The 18,604-nt window shown below is 56.0% G+C and carries 12 protein-coding genes, 1 tRNA gene and 1 pseudogene; 9 read left to right on the forward strand and 5 right to left on the reverse strand.

The window, feature by feature from the left end; all coding sequences use genetic code 11:
- Positions 1–83 precede the first annotated feature (83 nt).
- The 7 genes from topA (at position 84) to hemH (ending at position 12,460) form a co-directional block, all read left to right on the forward strand.
- Positions 84–2,789, forward strand: a complete 2,706-nt coding sequence (gene topA / locus G438_RS0101580; protein WP_026459868.1) for a type I DNA topoisomerase — start codon at positions 84–86, stop codon at positions 2,787–2,789.
- A 49-nt stretch (positions 2,790–2,838) separates the two neighbouring features.
- Positions 2,839–3,555: a dTMP kinase gene (tmk, locus tag G438_RS0101585; RefSeq protein ID WP_240470948.1), complete on the forward strand. Its 717-nt coding sequence runs from the start codon at positions 2,839–2,841 to the stop codon at positions 3,553–3,555.
- Positions 3,552–4,835, forward strand: coding sequence for a DNA polymerase III subunit delta' (locus tag G438_RS0101590; protein ID WP_026459870.1), 1,284 nt, complete (start codon positions 3,552–3,554; stop codon positions 4,833–4,835). Before tmk ends, G438_RS0101590 begins: the two co-directional genes overlap by 4 nt.
- Before the next feature lie 23 nt (positions 4,836–4,858).
- Complete coding sequence (locus G438_RS0101595) at positions 4,859–6,517, forward strand: alpha/beta hydrolase (RefSeq protein WP_051259190.1); 1,659 nt, start codon at positions 4,859–4,861, stop codon at positions 6,515–6,517.
- A 327-nt stretch (positions 6,518–6,844) separates the two neighbouring features.
- Positions 6,845–6,917, forward strand: a tRNA-Thr gene (locus G438_RS0101600).
- Positions 6,918–7,570: 653 nt separating this feature from the next.
- Positions 7,571–11,188, forward strand: coding sequence for a type I pullulanase (gene pulA / locus G438_RS12155; protein ID WP_165569216.1), 3,618 nt, complete (start codon positions 7,571–7,573; stop codon positions 11,186–11,188).
- A gap of 255 nt (positions 11,189–11,443) precedes the next feature.
- Positions 11,444–12,460, forward strand: coding sequence for a ferrochelatase (gene hemH, locus G438_RS0101610; protein WP_026459872.1), 1,017 nt, complete (start codon positions 11,444–11,446; stop codon positions 12,458–12,460).
- 221 nt (positions 12,461–12,681) lie between these two features.
- Here hemH and G438_RS0101615 read toward each other — a convergent pair whose 3' ends face one another.
- From G438_RS0101615 to G438_RS10260, 3 genes are read right to left on the reverse strand one after another with little or no spacing between them, the layout of a single operon-like run.
- Positions 12,682–13,131, reverse strand: coding sequence for a MarR family winged helix-turn-helix transcriptional regulator (locus G438_RS0101615; RefSeq protein ID WP_026459873.1), 450 nt, complete (start codon positions 13,129–13,131; stop codon positions 12,682–12,684).
- Positions 13,128–13,832, reverse strand: coding sequence for a CE1759 family FMN reductase (locus G438_RS10255; RefSeq protein WP_051259191.1), 705 nt, complete (start codon positions 13,830–13,832; stop codon positions 13,128–13,130). The genes G438_RS0101615 and G438_RS10255 overlap by 4 nt, the downstream gene beginning before the upstream one ends.
- Positions 13,829–15,286: an LLM class flavin-dependent oxidoreductase gene (locus G438_RS10260; protein ID WP_205618395.1), complete on the reverse strand. Its 1,458-nt coding sequence runs from the start codon at positions 15,284–15,286 to the stop codon at positions 13,829–13,831. Before G438_RS10260 ends, G438_RS10255 begins: the two co-directional genes overlap by 4 nt.
- A 161-nt stretch (positions 15,287–15,447) precedes the next feature.
- On the opposite strand from G438_RS10260, the gene G438_RS0101630 reads away from it, so the two are divergent.
- A complete protein-coding gene (locus G438_RS0101630) occupies positions 15,448–16,185 on the forward strand; it encodes a phosphoglyceromutase (protein ID WP_026459874.1) in 738 nt (245 codons plus the stop codon).
- A 386-nt stretch (positions 16,186–16,571) separates the two neighbouring features.
- On the opposite strand, the gene phoU is transcribed toward G438_RS0101630, so the two are convergent.
- Together phoU and G438_RS12745 are read right to left on the reverse strand one after the other, a co-directional pair.
- Entirely contained in the window at positions 16,572–17,234 is a 663-nt protein-coding gene (gene phoU / locus G438_RS0101635; RefSeq protein WP_026459875.1) for a phosphate signaling complex protein PhoU, read from the reverse strand.
- Between the two features lie 63 nt (positions 17,235–17,297).
- A pseudogene (locus G438_RS12745) lies at positions 17,298–17,357 on the reverse strand (SWIM zinc finger family protein); the annotation flags it as partial.
- Positions 17,358–17,431: 74 nt separating this feature from the next.
- Here G438_RS12745 and G438_RS10265 point away from each other — a divergent pair.
- Positions 17,432–18,601 (forward strand): sensor histidine kinase, encoded by a 1,170-nt coding sequence (locus G438_RS10265; RefSeq protein ID WP_240470949.1) that lies wholly within the window; start codon positions 17,432–17,434, stop codon positions 18,599–18,601.
- Positions 18,602–18,604: the final 3 nt, after the last annotated feature.

The raw sequence follows: 18,604 nt of genomic DNA on the forward strand, positions 1-18,604 counted from the left end.
AGTTGGTGTAATTTGACGACCTGTTGATGATTGCAGCAGTTTTCATCGGCATATGCGACTGGAAGAAATGAGTAGGGCAAATAATGGGCGCCTCGAAACTCGTCATCGTGGAGTCTCCCGCTAAGGCCTCCACCATCGAAGGCTATCTTGGGCCAGACTTCCACGTAACCGCCTCAATTGGGCATATCCGTGACCTGCCGCAACCTAAAGATCTGCCTGCCGAGATGAAGAAAGGTCCGTTTGGACGTTTCGCGGTCAGCGTTGAAGACGGATTTGAACCGTATTACACGGTCAATCCTGACAAGAAGAAAAAAGTGACCGAACTGAAACGGCTCCTCAAAGAGGCTGATGAACTCTATCTTGCAACTGACGAAGACCGTGAAGGTGAAGCCATCGCGTGGCACCTGCTTGAAGTACTCAAACCAAAGGTGCCGGTCAAACGCATGGTATTCCACGAAATCACTCGTGAAGCTATTGAGCGGGCACTGGCTAATACACGTGAGGTCGATACCTCCCTGGTTGATGCCCAAGAAACGCGGCGTATCCTGGACCGCCTCTACGGCTACGAGGTGTCGCCTCTGTTGTGGCGCAAAATCCGTCCGTCGCTATCAGCTGGGCGCGTCCAGTCAGTAGCTACGCGCCTTGTTGTTGATCGTGAACGAGAGCGTATGGCTCACGTGGATGCCGAGTACTGGGGTATTGACACCGATATTGTGGCCCACGGTGAGTCTTTCGCTGCGCGCGTCACCCACGTCGATGGTCGACCAATTGCCACTGGCTCTGACTTCACCGAAAAGGGTGTGCTCGGCGAAAAAGCAACAAAGGCCTCGGCACTTCACCTTAAAGAAGCTGAAGCGACACGGTTGGCTGACCTGCTGGCTGCCTCGGCCTCGTCAATTATTGACGATGTCAGCCAAAAGCCGTACCGGCGCCGACCTGCTGCCCCCTTCACCACCTCGACCCTTCAGCAGGAGGCGTCACGCAAACTGCATTGGAATGCCTCATCAACGATGCGCACAGCCCAATCGTTGTACGAATCGGGCTATATCACCTATATGCGTACTGACTCCACGGCCCTGTCATCCCAGGCAGTTGCTGCAGCACGCCAACAGGCCAGCGAACTCTACGGCGCGCAGGCAGTGGCGGAGCAGCCTCGCGTCTACGGGAAGGTTGCCAAAGGTGCGCAGGAAGCTCACGAGGCGATCCGCCCTGCTGGGGATCATTTCCGCACTCCATCTCAGGTGGCGGGGCAGCTTTCAGCTCAGCAACTTGCGTTGTATGACTTGATTTGGAAGCGAACTATTGCTTCACAAATGGCTGACGCTGTGGGTTTCACCGCCACAATCCGCGTGCTGACTGGCGTATCAGATGAGCAGGGGCGCCACGATGTCCTCAGTTCGGCATCGGGTACTGTCATCACTGAACCAGGGTTCCGCTTGGCATACCAGGAAGGCCGCGACAAAGGCCGCTACGACTCAGAAAAAAGCGAGTCAGAGAAGGTACTGCCGAATGTGGCCAAAGGGGAACGTGCCGATATTGTCGAGGCCACTGCGGGCGGACACCGTACCCAGCCCCCTGGGCGATACACGGAAGCGACGCTGGTGAAAATGATGGAGGAACTCGGTATCGGGCGGCCCTCCACCTACGCGGCAACGATTCAAACCATTGGGGAGCGCGGCTATGTTGTGCACCGCGGTCAATACCTCGTGCCCACATGGCTGGCTTTTTCAGTGACCCGATTGCTGGAAGAAAACCTTGCCAGCCTGGTCGACTACGACTTCACGGCGTCAATGGAAACAGATTTGGACCGTATTGCCGCAGGCCAGGAGGATGGTCGCGCCTTCCTCACCCAGTTTTACTTAGGCGCAGACGGCAAGGGTGATGCGGACGGATTACGATTCCAAGTTGCCTCATTGGGTGATGACGTTGATGCGCGCGCAGTGAACTCCATTGATGTGGCTAACGGCGTCACTCTACGTGTGGGGCGCTACGGCCCTTACCTTGAGAAAGAGGATGGGAGCCGCGCCAACGTCCCGGAAAGCTTAGCGCCTGATGAAATTAACGACGACAAGATCGCGGAACTTTTCGCGTTGGCTGCAGATGACGGACGAGAACTGGGGGTAGACCCGGTGAGTGGACATACAGTGGTGGCCAAGAATGGTCGTTTCGGCCCGTATGTCACCGAGGTCCTGCCCGAATCTGATACCGACCAAACCAAAGGCCGAGGAAAAGCTAAACCTCGTACCGCATCCCTGTTCCAGACAATGAGTCTGTCCGATGTCACTTTGGAACAGGCACTTCAACTGTTGTCACTGCCACGTGAACTGGGCGCCGACCCTGCCACAGGAGAGGTGATTACGGCGCAAAATGGTCGTTATGGCCCCTATTTGAAGAAGGGGAGTGACTCGCGGACGCTGCCTAGCGAAGAACAGCTGCTCACCATCACACTGGATGAGGCCTTAGCGATCTACGCCCAGCCTAAGACCCGTGGCCGAGGTGTCGCGAAACCGCCACTTCGAGAATTTGGTGACGACCCGGTGTCAGGCAAAAAAGTGACTGTGAAAGATGGGCGTTTTGGCCCCTACGTCACTGATGGGGTGACGAATGTAACGGTGCCACGCGCTGAAACGGTGGAAGATTTGACCGAGGCGCGCGCATTTGAGCTGCTGGCTGATAAGCGTGCCAAGGGACCTGCTCCCAAGCGTAGTGCGAAACGCTCGGGTGCCTCGTCAAAGACTGCGGCGACGAAGGCCACCTCTCGACGGGCGACGCGGACAAAGAAAGCGTGATGGTGCTGCGCTGGACGCAGATGTGACAACCTCGTGGGAGGATAGGCGTATGCAGCCTGATGACACCGTGATGCCGGGGATCTTTGTCACCTTCGAAGGGGGTGACGGGGCGGGTAAATCCACCCAAATTCAACAGGTGAAAACCTGGTTTGAAGACAGGGGATTTACTGTGCTAGTTACTCGCGAGCCTGGGGGTACAGACCTGGGATTGCAGCTGCGTCACCTCGTTCAAAATGGTCCTGATGACGTGGATCCTCGGACAGAAGCATTGCTGTACGCAGCTGACCGTGCCTACCATGTTGCCACTGTGATACGTCCTGCTTTAGAAGCAGGCTACGTTGTCCTTGGTGACCGGTACGTGGATTCCTCCGTTGCCTACCAGGGGGCGGCACGCAACCTCGGTGTTGAGGAAATTCGGACCTTGTCGACATGGGCGACGCGCGCCTTGATGCCAACGTTGACCTTCCTCCTTGATTTGCCGCCCGAGGTGGGGGCCAGACGCCGCAATGGTGTCCCCGACCGTCTTGAGCGGGAATCTACGGATTTTCATGAACGAGTACGGCATGAGTATCTTCGACTTGCCGACGAACAAGCCGACCGTATAGTGGTGATTGACGCTGTTGGGACGCCAGCGGAAGTCTATAGTGAAATCCGCGGTGTCTTAGAGGAACGTTTCGCTAACCTCAGCCGTCCCGAACCTGTCACAGCAAAAGTGTGTGAGGAAGAAGCGACCCTCTTTTCTAGCCTTGGGGGAGTTATCTTGTGACCGTCTGGGCAGAGCTTGTCGGGCAGGAAGCGGTGGTCGCCCAGTTACGTGAGGCCGCCTCAGCTGCACGTTTGCTCCTCGCTGTGGACGCTGTACCCACTGCAGGGGAGCTTAGGGCAGGCTCAGGTATGGGAGGCTTTGGGGCTGAACCGGTGACCTCCGGCACCCACGTCGATGCTGCTGTGCCTGGCTTCGGCATGGCCTCGGCACGCTCTATGACGCACTCATGGCTCCTCACCGGTCCACCTGGATCAGGACGCTCCATCGCCGCATTAGCTTTCGCCGCGGCGCTACAGTGCACCGGCGACGTTATTGGATGCGGCCAATGTGCAGGATGCCGCACGGCAATGCTGCGCTCTCACGCAGATATTCGCCTTGTCTCAACCGAGGCCACCCAAATACGTGTCGCTGAGGTGCGTGACCTCATTGGGCGAGCGCAACTGGCGCCCACGCAGGGCAGATGGCGTGTCATCATCATTGAAGACGCCGACCGTATGAGTGAACACACCGCCAATGTGCTCCTTAAAGCCATTGAAGAACCCCCCGAACGGACTGTATGGATCTTGTGTGCGCCCAGCAGCGAAGACATGCTGCCCACCATCCGGTCGCGCTGCCGCCACGTCGCGCTGAGAATACCTGCCGCGCAGGCGGTGGCGGACCTTCTTGTGGCGCGGGACGGTGTTGACCCCGAGGTGGCACTGGCCTCGGCACGTGCAGCGCAGTCACATATTGGCTTGGCCCGCGCTTTGGCGCGTGATCCGAAAGCGCGGCAGCGTCGTCGTGACATTATTACCGCCCCGGTGCGAGTGCGTTCCGTGGGGGAAGCCGTTTTCGCGGCCGAAAAACTTCTGGAGGTTGCACAGGAGGAAACCGCGGCGCGTCTGGAAGCACGTCACGCTGAAGAAAAAGCAACCTTGCTGCGTCAGCTGGGTATGGACGAGGCCGATACCAGGAACCGGCAAGGGCGCGCTCGTCTGAAGGAACTCGAAGATGAACAGAAACGGCGAGCTAAGCGTGCGATTCACGACACCTTGGACCGTGCCCTGGTTGATCTCCTTGCCATATACCGTGACGTGCTGATGATCCAATTGAACACAGGTGCGGCACTTGTCAACGTCGATTTGGCGGACGTGGTCGCTGAAATTGCTGAAGACTCATCTCCGCAGCAAACATTGGCACGTACGCGTGCCATTGAGGTTGCACGGCAGCGACTCGTCAGCAATGTCGCCCCACAGTTGGCGCTCGAAGCGATGGCTGTGTCGTTGCGTCCGCAAATGTGAGCGTTGTGTCGTAGGGTGGTGATATGCAGTCACCTCCTATTTGGCCTCGTGTCGTTACCGTTATCGCTATTTCTTGGGGTATTTTCCAATTTGCAGTTCTGTCGTTCGTCCTCCTGACATGGGTGGGTGTATTCGCTTTTGCTTTACCCACGATTGTTTCGGCGAATAGGCAATTAGATACGGAAACGACGGTTGAAACGCCTGCGCCGCCAACAGGTGGCACCGTGGAAAGTTATTACCAGCAAGATCTGGTGTGGTCGCAGTGCAGCACCGAACAGGTATCAACTGACAGCAGCGGTGCGCCCAGCGATATTGAGAACTACCAGTGCACAACTTTCTACGTGCCACTGGATTGGAATGCTCCCGACGGGGAGACGATCACGCTGACCATGGCCAAGCACGTTGGTGACCAGTCTGGCGGAAACGCGCTGTTTTTTAACCTTGGTGGTCCGGGTGCTTCCTCGGTTGATTCCCTTACGTGGATGGTAAATGATCAATTCGGTGCCGACGTGGTTGATGCCTACGACATCGTCGCATTGGATCCTCGTGGCGTGGGGGCATCAACACCACTGAAATGTATGACCGACGCTGAGCGCGACGAGTGGAACAACGACGTGACCACTGCCGAAGAAGCTGCGATGTCCTATGAAGAGAAGGCAGAAAAGGCGCGTCAAGAAGCGGTTGATTATGCTGCGGGCTGTCAGACACACAGTGGTGACCTCTACAAATACGTTGACACTGTGTCGGTTGCGCGCGACTTTGATGTTGCGCGTGCACTCATGGGTCAAAATACGCTGAACTACGTGGGGTACTCTTACGGCACTTTCCTAGGTGCTACCTACGCTGAGCAATTCCCTGACATGGTTGGCCGCTTCATTTTGGACAGTGCGGTGGACCCTGCGGTGGATATCAATACTTTGTCGGAGCTGCAGATGCGTGGCTTTGAAGCGTCGTTGCGCCACTGGGTGGAAGTATGTCAGCAGACATCGACCTGCCCATTTGATGGCACTGTTGACGAAGCGATGCAACAGATCGCTGATTTCTTTAGCCGCATCGAAAAGCAGCCACTGCCCACCAGTGATCCTGATCGTCCGTTAACGATCGGATTGGCAAGCACGGCGGTCATTGGCACGTTGTACTCCACCGATACCTACGAAATGTTGCAACAAGGCTTGTCGCAAGCATTCCTTGACGGAGACGGGTCCACCCTGTTGTTTATTGCAGACATCCTTAACGAGCGTAACGTTGACGGTACATACGATGGTTCCGGTTCAGATGCGCTGGTGGCTGTGAATAGCTTGGATATGGAACCTGTTGGCACCGTAGAAGAATGGGTGGCGCAGGTGAAGAAAGTTGAAGAAGAACTGACCGTGATGGGGCGTTTCATGGGGTGGTCATCTGCTTCCCTAGAAGGCTGGCCGACACAACACGCATCACGTGGGCCTATCACGGCGGCGGGTGCGGCGCCGATTGTAGTGATTGGGGTGACCAATGACCCGGCGACACCATATGTGATGGCTCAGTCGCTTGCCGAGCAGCTGGAATCAGGTGTGTTAGTGACATGGGAAGGATGGTCCCACGGCGCCTATTCCAAGGACGGTTCGTCGTGCGTATCCGACGCTGTTGAAGGATACCTTCTTGATGGCACTGTCCCCAACGACGGGTTGGTGTGCACTGACTGAGTGCACCACTTGTGATGGGGCGCAGTATCCAAAGGGTGCTGCGCCCCATATGTCGTTGCCGAGGCGAAGCGGGGGTATTGAGATCAGCATGGGGAGTTGCGGGAAATGGTGAGACCTCGCGGTTATCGAAGGAGAGCGCAAAATAATCAGGGGTCACGTGGAAAGCCAGAGAGCTTCACGGCGACCATAAGTTCGCACAACCACCGTAGGTATGATGTGAGGCGGTGCATGGTGTTTTTTTGGTTCAGAGTTTGCTTGAAAGGCCCCGATGGAACTAGAGTAGGCCCGTTGCCTGTAAGCCTACGTTTCGTGGGAACTGCAAGCGCCGCCGCCTTAGCTCAGTCGGCAGAGCGAATCACTCGTAATGATTAGGTCGTGGGTTCGATTCCCACAGGCGGCTCAAAGAAAATTGGCTCGGCACCTGCAAAAACGCAGCGCCGAGCCAGTTTGTTTTCTTCCGTGTCACAGAATACGTATTTGACGCAGAATGCGAGAGTGGGCTGTGTTAAACGCAGGGCTATACGCCGTGAGGTGTTGGTGTCTCGGGAGATTGTTCTGGTGGTCTTGGGGCTCATTGTTGAGCTTGTTGGCCGTATGGTGTCGCATTCAGCGTGAACACGTAGCTTCGCGTACGGACCTTTCTAGGTAGTTGTTTAGGGGTGTTTATCGCCTACGTGTCTGCTGGTCAATCGCGTCCGATTTTGACTGGCGACATCAAGCAGCTGTGTCTTTAGCCCGGCCATGTGTCCACCTCGCTGTGTCGACGAAAGACCTTAATCGTGGCGGAGCTTTCGACTTTTCCTTCGCACACAAAAGACCGTGTTCGGGCCAGTAACAGCCGTAATAGGCGCTTCATGAACCAATGGGATGAGGGGCCTGCGCAGAGATAGAGGATGACAGGCATAGGGGGTGCCGTTGAGAGCCTTGCAAATTACAGAGAATCCCCTGTAATCTACTGAAAGAACTTACATTGTGTTTCATTCTTCTTTTTGCTGGAACAAAGAAACACTGTGGTCAAGCTCGATTCGATGGTGAATTGGAGGAATGAAAACGATGAAAACACAATTGAGTGCCCGACGCCTGTGGGCCATACTGCTATGCACTTTCCTTGTGCTGACGGGGATAACAACACTCCACACTCACAGCGCGCAGGCTGCAGGTGAAAAAGACGTCAGCGTTGTCTTTACTCCACTGCCAGGCACCCCTCAATCCGAATATGCCAGCTACTCCATCTGGCACTGGCAAACAGGTAGCGCAGGACAAAGCCTTGCGCTGACCGACGCAGGCAATGGCACACTCACTGCTACGCTCAGCCTTCCTTCGACTGCCACTGAGGTGAACCTCCTCGTGCGCAAAGCGCAGCACGACAACCCGTGGGCAGCACAATCCCAAGACGTCGCCGTTCCCCTTGACCAGGGCAGCCGCCTCGTCACTATTACCCAGACCGCAGAAAACAAAAACTGGACGGTCAGCGTCAGTGACGCACCTGCTGCCCTGACACAGGCCAATATCACCGTCCACTACGTGCGCCGCGACGGCAACTACGACGGGTGGAATATCTGGACATGGCTGCCCGGAAAAGAAGGGCAGCGTATTGATTTTGATCCCACAACACACACCGCGCGGTGGACAATGAATGACCCGGCGGGTATCTCCTCGGTCGGATTTATCGTCAGGAAATCGACTGCTGACAACGAATGGGCACAAAAGAACACTAACGACGACCTATTTCTCACTAGTTTCCCGGGAGGCGCCACCGAAGTGTGGATCGTCCAAGGCGATGCCACTATTTACACTGATCCTGCGCATATACCGCCAGCCCCAGACCTCAGCTGCCATACGCTCCACACCCAAGAGTTCAACACCACCTACTACTACGACGGGCAGCTTGGCGCTATCTATACACCAGCGTCAACGACGTTCCGACTCTGGGCGCCTACCGCACAATCAGTGAATTTCCTCGACTACACCACGTCGCAGACACCCACACGCACCCCGATGACAGCTGGGGAGAAGGGAACGTGGGAACACGTGATCACTGGCGATGCCCTTGGTACCGTCTACACCTACGAACTCACCTTCCCGGATGGAACCGTCACTGAGAGCGTTGATCCCTACGCGCGTGCTACCCGCGCTAACTCTGATAAGACCGTAGTTGTGAATCCTGAAGCGATTGTGCCGCAAGGGTGGAGTGGCGCACGCATGCCCGCATTCGCCTCTATCCAGGACGCCACGATCTACGAGGCTCATATTCGTGACCTCACCATTAGTGCGGACAATGGAATCGCCAACAAAGGCAAATTCCTTGGGCTGACCGAGGCGGGGACTACTACTACCAGCGGTAACCCTTCGGGTTTGGACTACATTGATTCCCTCGGCGTTACGCACGTGCAGTTGCTGCCTGTCTACGACTTTGGGTCCGTCAACGAAACGGGTGATCTGAGCTACGGCGCCCAGTATAACTGGGGCTACGACCCAATGAACTACAACGTTCCCGAAGGGTCATATTCGACAAATCCGAACGATCCGCAGGCCCGCATTAGTGAAATGAAGGCAATGGTGCAAGCCATCCATGATCGAGGTATGCGCGTCATTATGGATGTTGTCTACAACCACGTATATGACCCTGCAACATCACCACTACAAAAAACCGTGCCGAATTACTACTTCCGTATGGATGAGAACTGCCATTTTCACAATGGCACCGGCGTTGGGAACGAAACAGCCTCCGAGCAGCTGATGATGCGCAAATACATGGTGGATTCGGTGACCTACTGGGCGAAGGTATATAACCTCGACGGTTTCCGTTTCGACCTGATGGGTATCCACGACGTGGAGACTATGAATCAGATTCGCGCCGCCCTCGATGCAATCGACCCTTCGATTGTGGTCTTAGGCGAGGGGTGGACCATGGGGAATCATCCCAGTGGCGTAGCTGGCGCGAACCAGGCGAATGCCGCACAAATGCCGGGTATTTCCTTCTTTAATGACTCCTTCCGAGATGTCATGAAGGGCGACAATTTTGAGCTTGCTAATAGAGGCTTTGTGTCGGGGGGTTCGAGCTCGCCGTGGGATGTGTGGAATAACATTATTGGTGCGCAATATGTCCGCAAGTACCTCACACCGTCTCAATCGGTGGCCTACAACGAGGCTCATGACAATTACACGATGTACGACAAACTGAAAGGGTCACTCCCCGCAGCACCTGAATCGGAAATTGTGCGTCGGCATGCGCTGGCAACGTCCATACAATTCCTTGCCAATGGCACGAATTTCGTTCACGCAGGCCAGGAGTTCCTTCGCACGAAAAACGGTGAGCATAATTCCTATAATCTGCCGGATACGATTAATGCCTTTGACTACGATCGCGCTGCAGACACCGCTTACTCGCCTGCGGTCACCTATTTCAAGGGTTTGGCCGACTTCCGGCAGGCGCATGAGTGGCTGCGCCTGAAGAGCTACGAGGATATTAACCGGGCTTATACCGAGCCATTCGCTGATGGGCGCCACGTCTCTTACCGGGTCGCCAAGCAGCCTCTGGGTCTTGCCGAAGAAGATCACCTTGTCTTTATTAATGCTGATACGGCAGCGTGGAATGCGCGTCTGCCGCAGGGTACCTACGATGTGTGGATCAAAGATATGCAGGTGTACCAAGAGCCGCAGCGTATCCACACGACTGGCACCATCGAGGTGCCTCCCTTGTCGGTGCTGGTCGTTCAGCATGTCAACACCAAGGTGATTGTACGAGGCAGTGCCTCCTGGGTTGATGAGCTTGGAAACCCGCTTGCACCGAGCCTGACCCCAGAAATGGTGCGCCTCGACATCACCAATGATGCCGGCGAGCCCTTATTAGTCCAGACCCTCCAAAAAGCAGGCCGGTGGAGCGCTCCATCAAGCCCCACAGTGGGCATTAACCCCGCGAACGGGCAGCCCATTACCTTCACATTTATTCCCGAGGCGGTGCCTGGTTTTGTGCACGAAGGAGACCAGACGCATACGGCAGTGGATGGCCAGGTGCACGGTCGGGTGACGTACACGAAGGTGGACTCTGCTGTAACTGCGACGCTCGTACTTGAGGCACTTGATGAGAGCGGCGCACCCATGCCGCTTACGCAACTGCCCGCAGGCGTGGGGGCCGAGGTCATTGCTACCAATGGGACTGTGGTGGATACCCTCAGCGTTGCTCAGCTCACGTCAAAGAAGCTCCGTCGTTACGCGGACGATGGCCACGAGCTGGTCTATCAAATATCGCCAAGTGCACTACCGGGCTTTGATATACGTCCATCGGCAGTTGAGCGAGACGCTCGTGGCAATCTATTGATGCGTGTGACCTATGTGAAACAGGCGCAGGATGTGCCACCGGTAAATCCGAGCGACCCTGCTGGGCCGAGCGATCCTGCTGGGCCGACTGACCCTGCAATGCCCAATAACCCGGACACACCAACTATTCCCGGTACTCCCAATGCGCCGTCGTCTCCACAGGGCGCGACCCCGGCAGCGACCTCACCTCAAGCAAGCGCAGGGCAGGTGGCGAGCGGAACGAAGCACGTGATTACCCAGGTGACTTTGGCTCAAACCGGCGCGAGCCTCGTACCACTTGTAGGCGCGGCAGCTCTTGCTGCACTTGGTGCACTGCCGCTTGTTGCCCTGCGCCGCCGTATGCGGCGGTGATGGCGGGCGCATGTGCCGGAGCGTTTCGTGTGTCGAGGCTGCCAACGGGTGCCAGTCTCCGGCACCGAGGCAGCCTAGCGCAACGGCGGTCCGGTTCGGAGGCGGCCCGGCGCAAAGAGTGCTCGGCCCTGAGGCTGCACATTGCCTGTCAAAGTGAGGGCATGTGCCTGCTAAGACGTGTTTGAAAGGTCACCTTTTACTGCACTACCTGTGAAGTAATGCGGCGATACAGGTGTTGTCGAGTACAGTCGTATTATGACAGACCGTGACACAGTGTCAGATAAAGCTGCTAGACCCGTCGTTCTCCTCGTCAACCTTGGCACACCCGAAGCACCAACTGCGCCAGCAGTTCGTCGGTTTTTGCGTGAGTTTCTTGGTGACCAGCGGGTCGTTGAAATGCATCCGACGCTGTGGAAAATCATCCTAGAGACGTTCGTGCTGCCGTTACGCCCACGTATGGTCGCGCCCCAGTACGCCAAGATATGGACCGAACATGGCTCTCCGCTGGCGCATTGGACACATATGCAGGGGCAGATACTGCGCGAACGGCTGAAGGACTGTGCCGACGTGCGCGTGGCGATGCGCTACGGTGAACCCTCTATTGGCACAGTACTTGACGAGCTTCATTGCGCTGGACATCGGCGTATCCTCGTTCTCCCCGCCTATCCTCAGTACAGCGCTTCGACTGTCGGTACGGTAATGGACGAGGTGGCGCGTCATCTTCTGCGCACGCGGGACCAGTTGGAAATCCGCACAATCCGTAGTTTCGAGGTGGCAAAGGAGTATATCGAGGCGCTTGCCCACGCGCTCGAAACGCACTGGCAGACTGTTGGACATCCGCAATTCGACAAAAGAGACCGCGTATTGTTGTCCTTCCACTCCATACCTGTGGCGATGCGCGAGGCGGGTGACCCCTACCAACAGCATTGCGAGGCTACTGTGAAGCATGTGGCGAGGCGGCTCAACCTTCCCGATGATGCACTCATGGTGACCTACCAGTCAGTTTTCGGACGTGCAGAGTGGATCGGTCCGGCGACAATCGACACTGTTGGGCATCTTGGGCGTAGTGGAACACGCCGTGTCGATATCATCTGTCCGGGATTCATGGCGGACTGCCTTGAAACCTTGGAAGAGATCAATCAGCTCAATAGGGAAACCTTCATTGAAGCAGGGGGTGAAAGCTTCCACTACATTCCCTGGGGCAACGACAGCAAGGGTGCGATGAGCACCCTTGAAGCGCAGGCACGCCGACACCTCGGTGGATGGATCTAACGCGCGGGCGAAAGTGGCTGTCCACCTGATGTGGTGGTACGAGGTTGTCTGCTGTGGCAGTGGAGGGACTCGGTGTTCTGCAGCAGGCGCCCTTTTAGGCAGGTATGCGCGATTCGTAGGCAGTGCACGACACCAACGGTCCGTCGGAGGAATACAGTACTTTGCAGGCAGCACACACAACGCAGGCGGGTGAGTCGCCTCCGTGTGGCACCTTTCGCGTGTTAGCGGACTGTGTCGCTCAAACGCGTGGCCACGCGTGTGTAGAAGGACTGCAACGCCTCTGCTTCGTTGGGCGTCATTCCATCAATTGCCAAACGTCGCACGAGATCACGGTGAACCTCAGCGGCGGCGTCAAATAACGTTGCGCCAGCCTCGGTAAGAACGATCAATCCGCCTCGTGCATCATTGGGGCAAGGCAACCGTTCGATAAGACCTCGATCTGACAGGCGTTTGAGGGTGTGGGTGAGACGAGATGGGCTAAATACCACTTCATGTGCGAGTGAGCCCAAGCGAATGCCGCCCGAACCTGCGCGTTGTGCCTGCAGTAGGACATTGTATTCAGGTAGTGACAGTTGAAATTTTGCCTTCAACGACGCTTCAATAGTCGCCGTCAATCGTGTTGTAGTCGTGAGATACGCTTCCCATGCTTTCCCACGAGCATCGCGTTTCATTGAGAACCTCCCATGAGCGTTTCAAAGTCGGTGAAACCGGGCCAGGTTTCCGAAACAGACTCCGCTCCACTGTCTAGTGTGGCAGACAAGGGGGCGGAAAAACCAGATGTAACGCCAAGAATGTTACCTTGGTTACTTAACAAATGCGAATTGGCGCGCATCAGCAATTGACGTGCTGCCCGCCGCACGCGACGAATCAGTGCTTCGCCTCCGTCACCTGCAGAATCAGTGGCGTGCGCACCCCAGTCTTCAGTTGCTGCGTAGATCGCGGTCGGTACGGTGTCGGCATGGAGGTAGGAAAATAGCGGGCGGAGTGCAGATTCAGTGACCTGCGCATGGCGAGGAGTCCCACCTGTGGCCCCGATGAGTACGGGCTTATTTTCGAGGCTGTTTTCAGGTAGCACGTCAAAGAAAGATTTGAACAGTCCTGAGTAGGATGCCTGATATGTGGGCGACAATGCTACGATGGCGTCCGCTTTAGCGACCGACTCTTGTGCGACTGCCAGATCCGCTGGAGGGAAGCCGGTGAGTATGTGGTCAGTGATTTGATGCGCCAAAGGGCGCATTGCGATCCATTCGATACTCAGAGGCGTCGCAGATACTTCGGATGCGATTGTGACGAGTTCGTCAGCGATAAGTGTTCCGAGTTGTACTGTGGAAGCGTGTTCAGACATTCCCGCGTGAATGACAACAATATTCATTGCAGCCCACCTTGTGACGGATTCTCTGTTGCGGCAAGCAAGCGGTCAGCGTGAGCCAGCGCCGCCTCGTCACTTTCTTGCAGCGGGTAGAACGAAGCGCCAGTAACTGAGTCCTGGCCGCTTGCAATTCGGGTACCGAAGGCGTCAGTAGAACCGAAGACTTCAGTCTGCGGCGCCGCATTGGTGGATATATTTTCGGATTGCGATGCGGTAGCTGAGGGTGCGTGAGCTGCGTCTGCCTGAGCAACCTTCGCTTGTACAGTGTTTGCCTGAGTAGTGCCTGTTTGCATGGGCGCGCTATCGGCGCGTCCAAGATGCACATTCACACGAGTAGCACGCGCTTCTTCCATTGCTATAGTAAATTCATCTCGCGCCTCTTTTCCTGCGCGGGCCGCCAGCATTGACTGATGGGTAGGCGGGTCTGATGGGACACCTTCAGTGCGCATAGCTTCAAACGCTGGGCGGAGCTGTGCCACCACCTCGCCAAGTAAATCGAGTTGCTCAAGGACAGTTTTGAGTGGAAGGCCCGCATGGTCCACCAGGAAGAGCTGGCGCTGGTAGTCGCCGACCATATCGCGGAACGTCAGGGTGCGGTCGACCACCTGAGCGGGCGAGCCGACGGTGAGCGGTGTTGCCGACATAAACTCTTCCAACGAGGGGCCGTGCCCATAGACCGGAGCGTTGTCGAAATAGGGGCGGAACTCGGAGATGGCGTCCTGGGAGTTTTTGCGCATAAATACCTGACCGCCTAGGCCAACGATGGCTCGATCTGCACTGCCGTGTCCATAGTGTTCAAAGCGTTCGCGATACAGGGCAACCATACGTGCCGTATGTTCTGCTGGCCAAAAAATATTGTTGTGGAAGAATCCGTCGCCATAGTATGCGGCTTGTTCAGCAATTTCTGGGCTGCGGATCGATCCGTGCCACACGAAGGGGGCGATGCCGTCAAGCGGTCTTGGGGTGGAGGTGAATCGGCGGAGGGGTGTGCGGAATTTTCCTTCCCAGGTGACGTTTTCTTCGCTCCATAGGCGACGTAGAAGCGCGTAATTTTCGATGGCGAGGGGTATGCCATTGCGAATGTCTTGACCGAACCATGGGTAGACCGGGCCGGTATTGCCGCGCCCCATCATCAGGTCGACGCGCCCACCGCTGAGGTGTTGGAGCATGGCGTAGTCTTCTGCGATTTTAACCGGGTCGTTGGTGGTGATCAGTGTGGTTGCTGTGGATAGGCGCAACGTAGTGGTTTGTGCAGCGATGGACGCCAGTGTGGTGGTGGGTGAGGAGGAGAAGAAGGGCGGGTTGTGATGTTCTCCGAGTGCGAAGACGTCTAGGCCGACCTCTTCGGCGTGCTTGGCAATGGTGATTGTCGAGGCGATGCGTTCGGCTTCGCTGGGTGTCTTTCCTGTTGTGGGGTCTGTCGTGAGGTCAGAAACAGTGAATATTCCAAATTGCATGATGTATTTCCTGAGTGAATCGTGAACTAAGCTGGCACTTAATTTAGTACAACATTCAACTAAGAGGAAGTGGGTAACCGGTGATCCTGCTCTCATACACGTGTGTTCATTTGCCTTGAGGCACGTGACAAGTGGCATACGACAATGGAACAATAGTGCCCATGGCTTACACACTTGTGCTGCTCCGCCATGGCGAGAGCGAATGGAATGCAAAAAACCTCTTCACTGGCTGGGTTGACGTGCCGCTGTCTGACAAAGGCCGCGCCGAAGCTGCGCATGGCGGCGAATTGCTGAAGGAAGCGGGTGTTCTGCCCGACATTCTCTTCACGTCAATGCTGCGTCGCGCAATTATGACCGCCAACCTCGCTTTGGATGCCGCAGATCGCCACTGGATTCCAGTTGAGCGCCACTGGCGTCTCAATGAACGTCACTACGGCGCGCTTCAAGGGAAGAATAAGAAAGAAATCCGCGACGAATACGGCGACGACCAGTTCATGCTATGGCGCCGTTCCTACGATGTGCCACCACCAGCAATCGAGCTTGGTTCTGAATTCTCTCAGGACACGGATCCACGCTACGCGGGCGAACCCATCCCCGCCACCGAATGCCTCAAAGATGTATTGGAACGCCTGCTGCCCTACTGGGATGAAACGATCGTTCCAGTCATCCGCTCAGGTAAGACCGTGATGATTGCCGCACACGGTAACTCGCTGCGCGCCATCGTCAAGCACCTCGATCAGATCTCTGACGACGATATCGCTGGCGTTAACATTCCCACCGGAATCCCACTGGTTTACGAACTCGACGAGGAAACCCTTCAACCGCTGAAGAAGGGTGGCCGCTACCTCGATCCCGAAGCAGAGGCAAAGATCGCCGCTGTGGCAAACCAAGGGAAATGACCCCCGTAAAGAGGCTTGCCATGTGCGTTGTTTGAGGTAGATGGCTACTTCAACCTTAAGGGTGGGGCAAGATCGCTTGCTGCGATCTTGCCCCACCCTTTGTTGCAATATTTTCGTTGACTCGTCGCTGTGAGATAGGAGGTTAAAGGGAAAAACGTGTTGGTTTTGTCCTTTAACCAGAGATAGGAACATGGTTGCGGCTAAAGAGTTGGATATTGCTGTTGGCAATGCGCCGCTTGGCTGAACGTGGTGGAGGAAATACGGGTACTTTGCTGGAATATGCGATGTGGAACAACGATGTGACTGGTGGGTGGCTCACGCTGGTGGTGAACCGATCCGTCAGAGCGTCCCGACGTTCTAGCCCGGAGCGCCCCAACACCTCGCCTTTAGTGATCTGAGGTTGTGAAGTCTGCGCGCGCACCATTGACGATATAGGACACGCGACGTCCTACAGAAACCGCATGATCACCAAAACGCTCAAGGAAGCGTGCTGCTAACGTCAAATCAATGACCTGCTGGTGGGTCAGGTCGCTGTTTTCGTCGGCGCAGAAACGCCGAATTTCTGTTTGAAGGTCATCAAGCACATCGTCGGCATCGTGCAGTTGCGCCACCAGAGTAAGATCCTGTTCGGCAACCAACTGTTGCTGTATGCGCCCCATCGTCGCCGCCGCCTCGCACATCCGGTTAATCAAGGATGTGGCCGGTTCAGCGATGCTGCGTGTGGGGTAGGTTTTGCGGGCAATAGCGGCAATATGGCGTGCCAAATCACCTTGGCGTTCCATCGTTTGGGAAAGACGAAGCCCACCAAGGATAAGACGCAAATCTGAGGCAACGGGGCCTTGAAGTGCCAGAAGATGAACGCACATCTCGTCAATCTCTCTGGCAGCATCGTCCAGACGCTCATCGGCGTCAATCGTCTGCTCAGCTAATGCCAAATCCCCGTCACGTAAGGCTGTAGTGGCCCGCTCAATGGCACGAGCAACTCCACGGCTCATACGCTCAATTTCAGATCCAAGTTGAGCGAGCTCTTGACGGTACAGTTCGCGCACGACGAACGCCTTTCTGCAGACAATATCTTCTGTTGGACGTGATCATCCAACAATCCCACTAGTTCACCACAGTAGAGCCACCATCGCGTGCCTACAAGGTGAACGTCTGGTGAACATTGGGCATCACTTTGGTGGCAAAGCTGCCAGAACGACCAATTTGAGCGCTATGGGCACGATGAGACCGATAGGCTGGCATCGTGCCGGAGATCCTCACACTCGTTATTGTCGCACTGCTGTCCTTGGCAGTGGGCGCAGGAGGCGTTGCCGCATTCTTAATGTCAGAACGCCAACAAGAACGTGAAGATACTGTCGAAGTCGACCCAGACGCTCTGAACGCCGACGCTCTCGCAATCCTGACATCACTGCCGGGGATTTCCATTGTTGTCGACAAAAATAACCGCGTCATGCAAGCGTGTGCCGCCGCCTACGCGAAAGGCTTGGTCAGAGGTAGTGACCTTACGCATCCACGCATCGTTAACCTTGTTGAAACAGTGCGAAAAAACGGTCGAGGTGTCACCGAAAACCTGGAACTTCCACGTTCATCCATCACTAGTTCTGCGACGCTGACCTTCCGTACGCGAGTGAGTCCACTTCCTGGGCACCGGGTAATTATCCTTGCCGAGGACCTCACGCAGGAGCGACGTAACGAGGCAACTCGCCGTGATTTCACCGCCAATGTGTCCCATGAATTAAAAACGCCGGTAGGGGCCATCCGACTGTTAGCGGAAACGATTTCGAAAGACCCGGCAGATGCCGCAGCGGTGCAGCATTTCGCTCCGCGACTGATGAAAGAATCCGAACGTCTGTCGAATCTGGTGCAAGACATCATTGATCTGTCTCGCTTAGAGGCCCCCGATTCTTTGTCGGAACCAGAACTTGTTGATATTGACGAGGTCGTCACCGCAGCAGCGGATGCGCTATCTGTTACCGCGCAAAGTGCGGGTATCACCGTGGTGACACCGACTGACGCTAGCGGCGCGAAAGTCTGGGGTAATGCCAATAAACTCGCTACCGCTGTGCGTAACCTTTTGGACAACGCGGTGCGTTACTCCGATTCGGGGTCGCGGGTCAGTATTGGGGTCAGTATTGACGAGGCGTTGGTACGTATTGCAGTCGTCGACGCTGGCATTGGTATCGGAGAAGAAGAACAGCAACGCATATTTGAACGCTTCTACCGTGTGGACCCTGCACGCTCCCGTGCCACCGGAGGTACCGGCCTTGGCCTGTCGATTGTCAAACATGTGGCCTCCGACCACGGTGGAACCGTGACGCTATGGTCGAAGCCTGGGAGAGGCTCGACATTTACGCTTGTGCTGCCGCAAGCAGATGAAGGTGGCCCGGATACGTGGGAAGATGAAGAGGTATGAGCA

The sequence above is a fragment of the Schaalia suimastitidis DSM 15538 genome, from assembly GCF_000429105.1.
Taxonomy (GTDB): domain Bacteria; phylum Actinomycetota; class Actinomycetes; order Actinomycetales; family Actinomycetaceae; genus Pauljensenia; species Pauljensenia suimastitidis.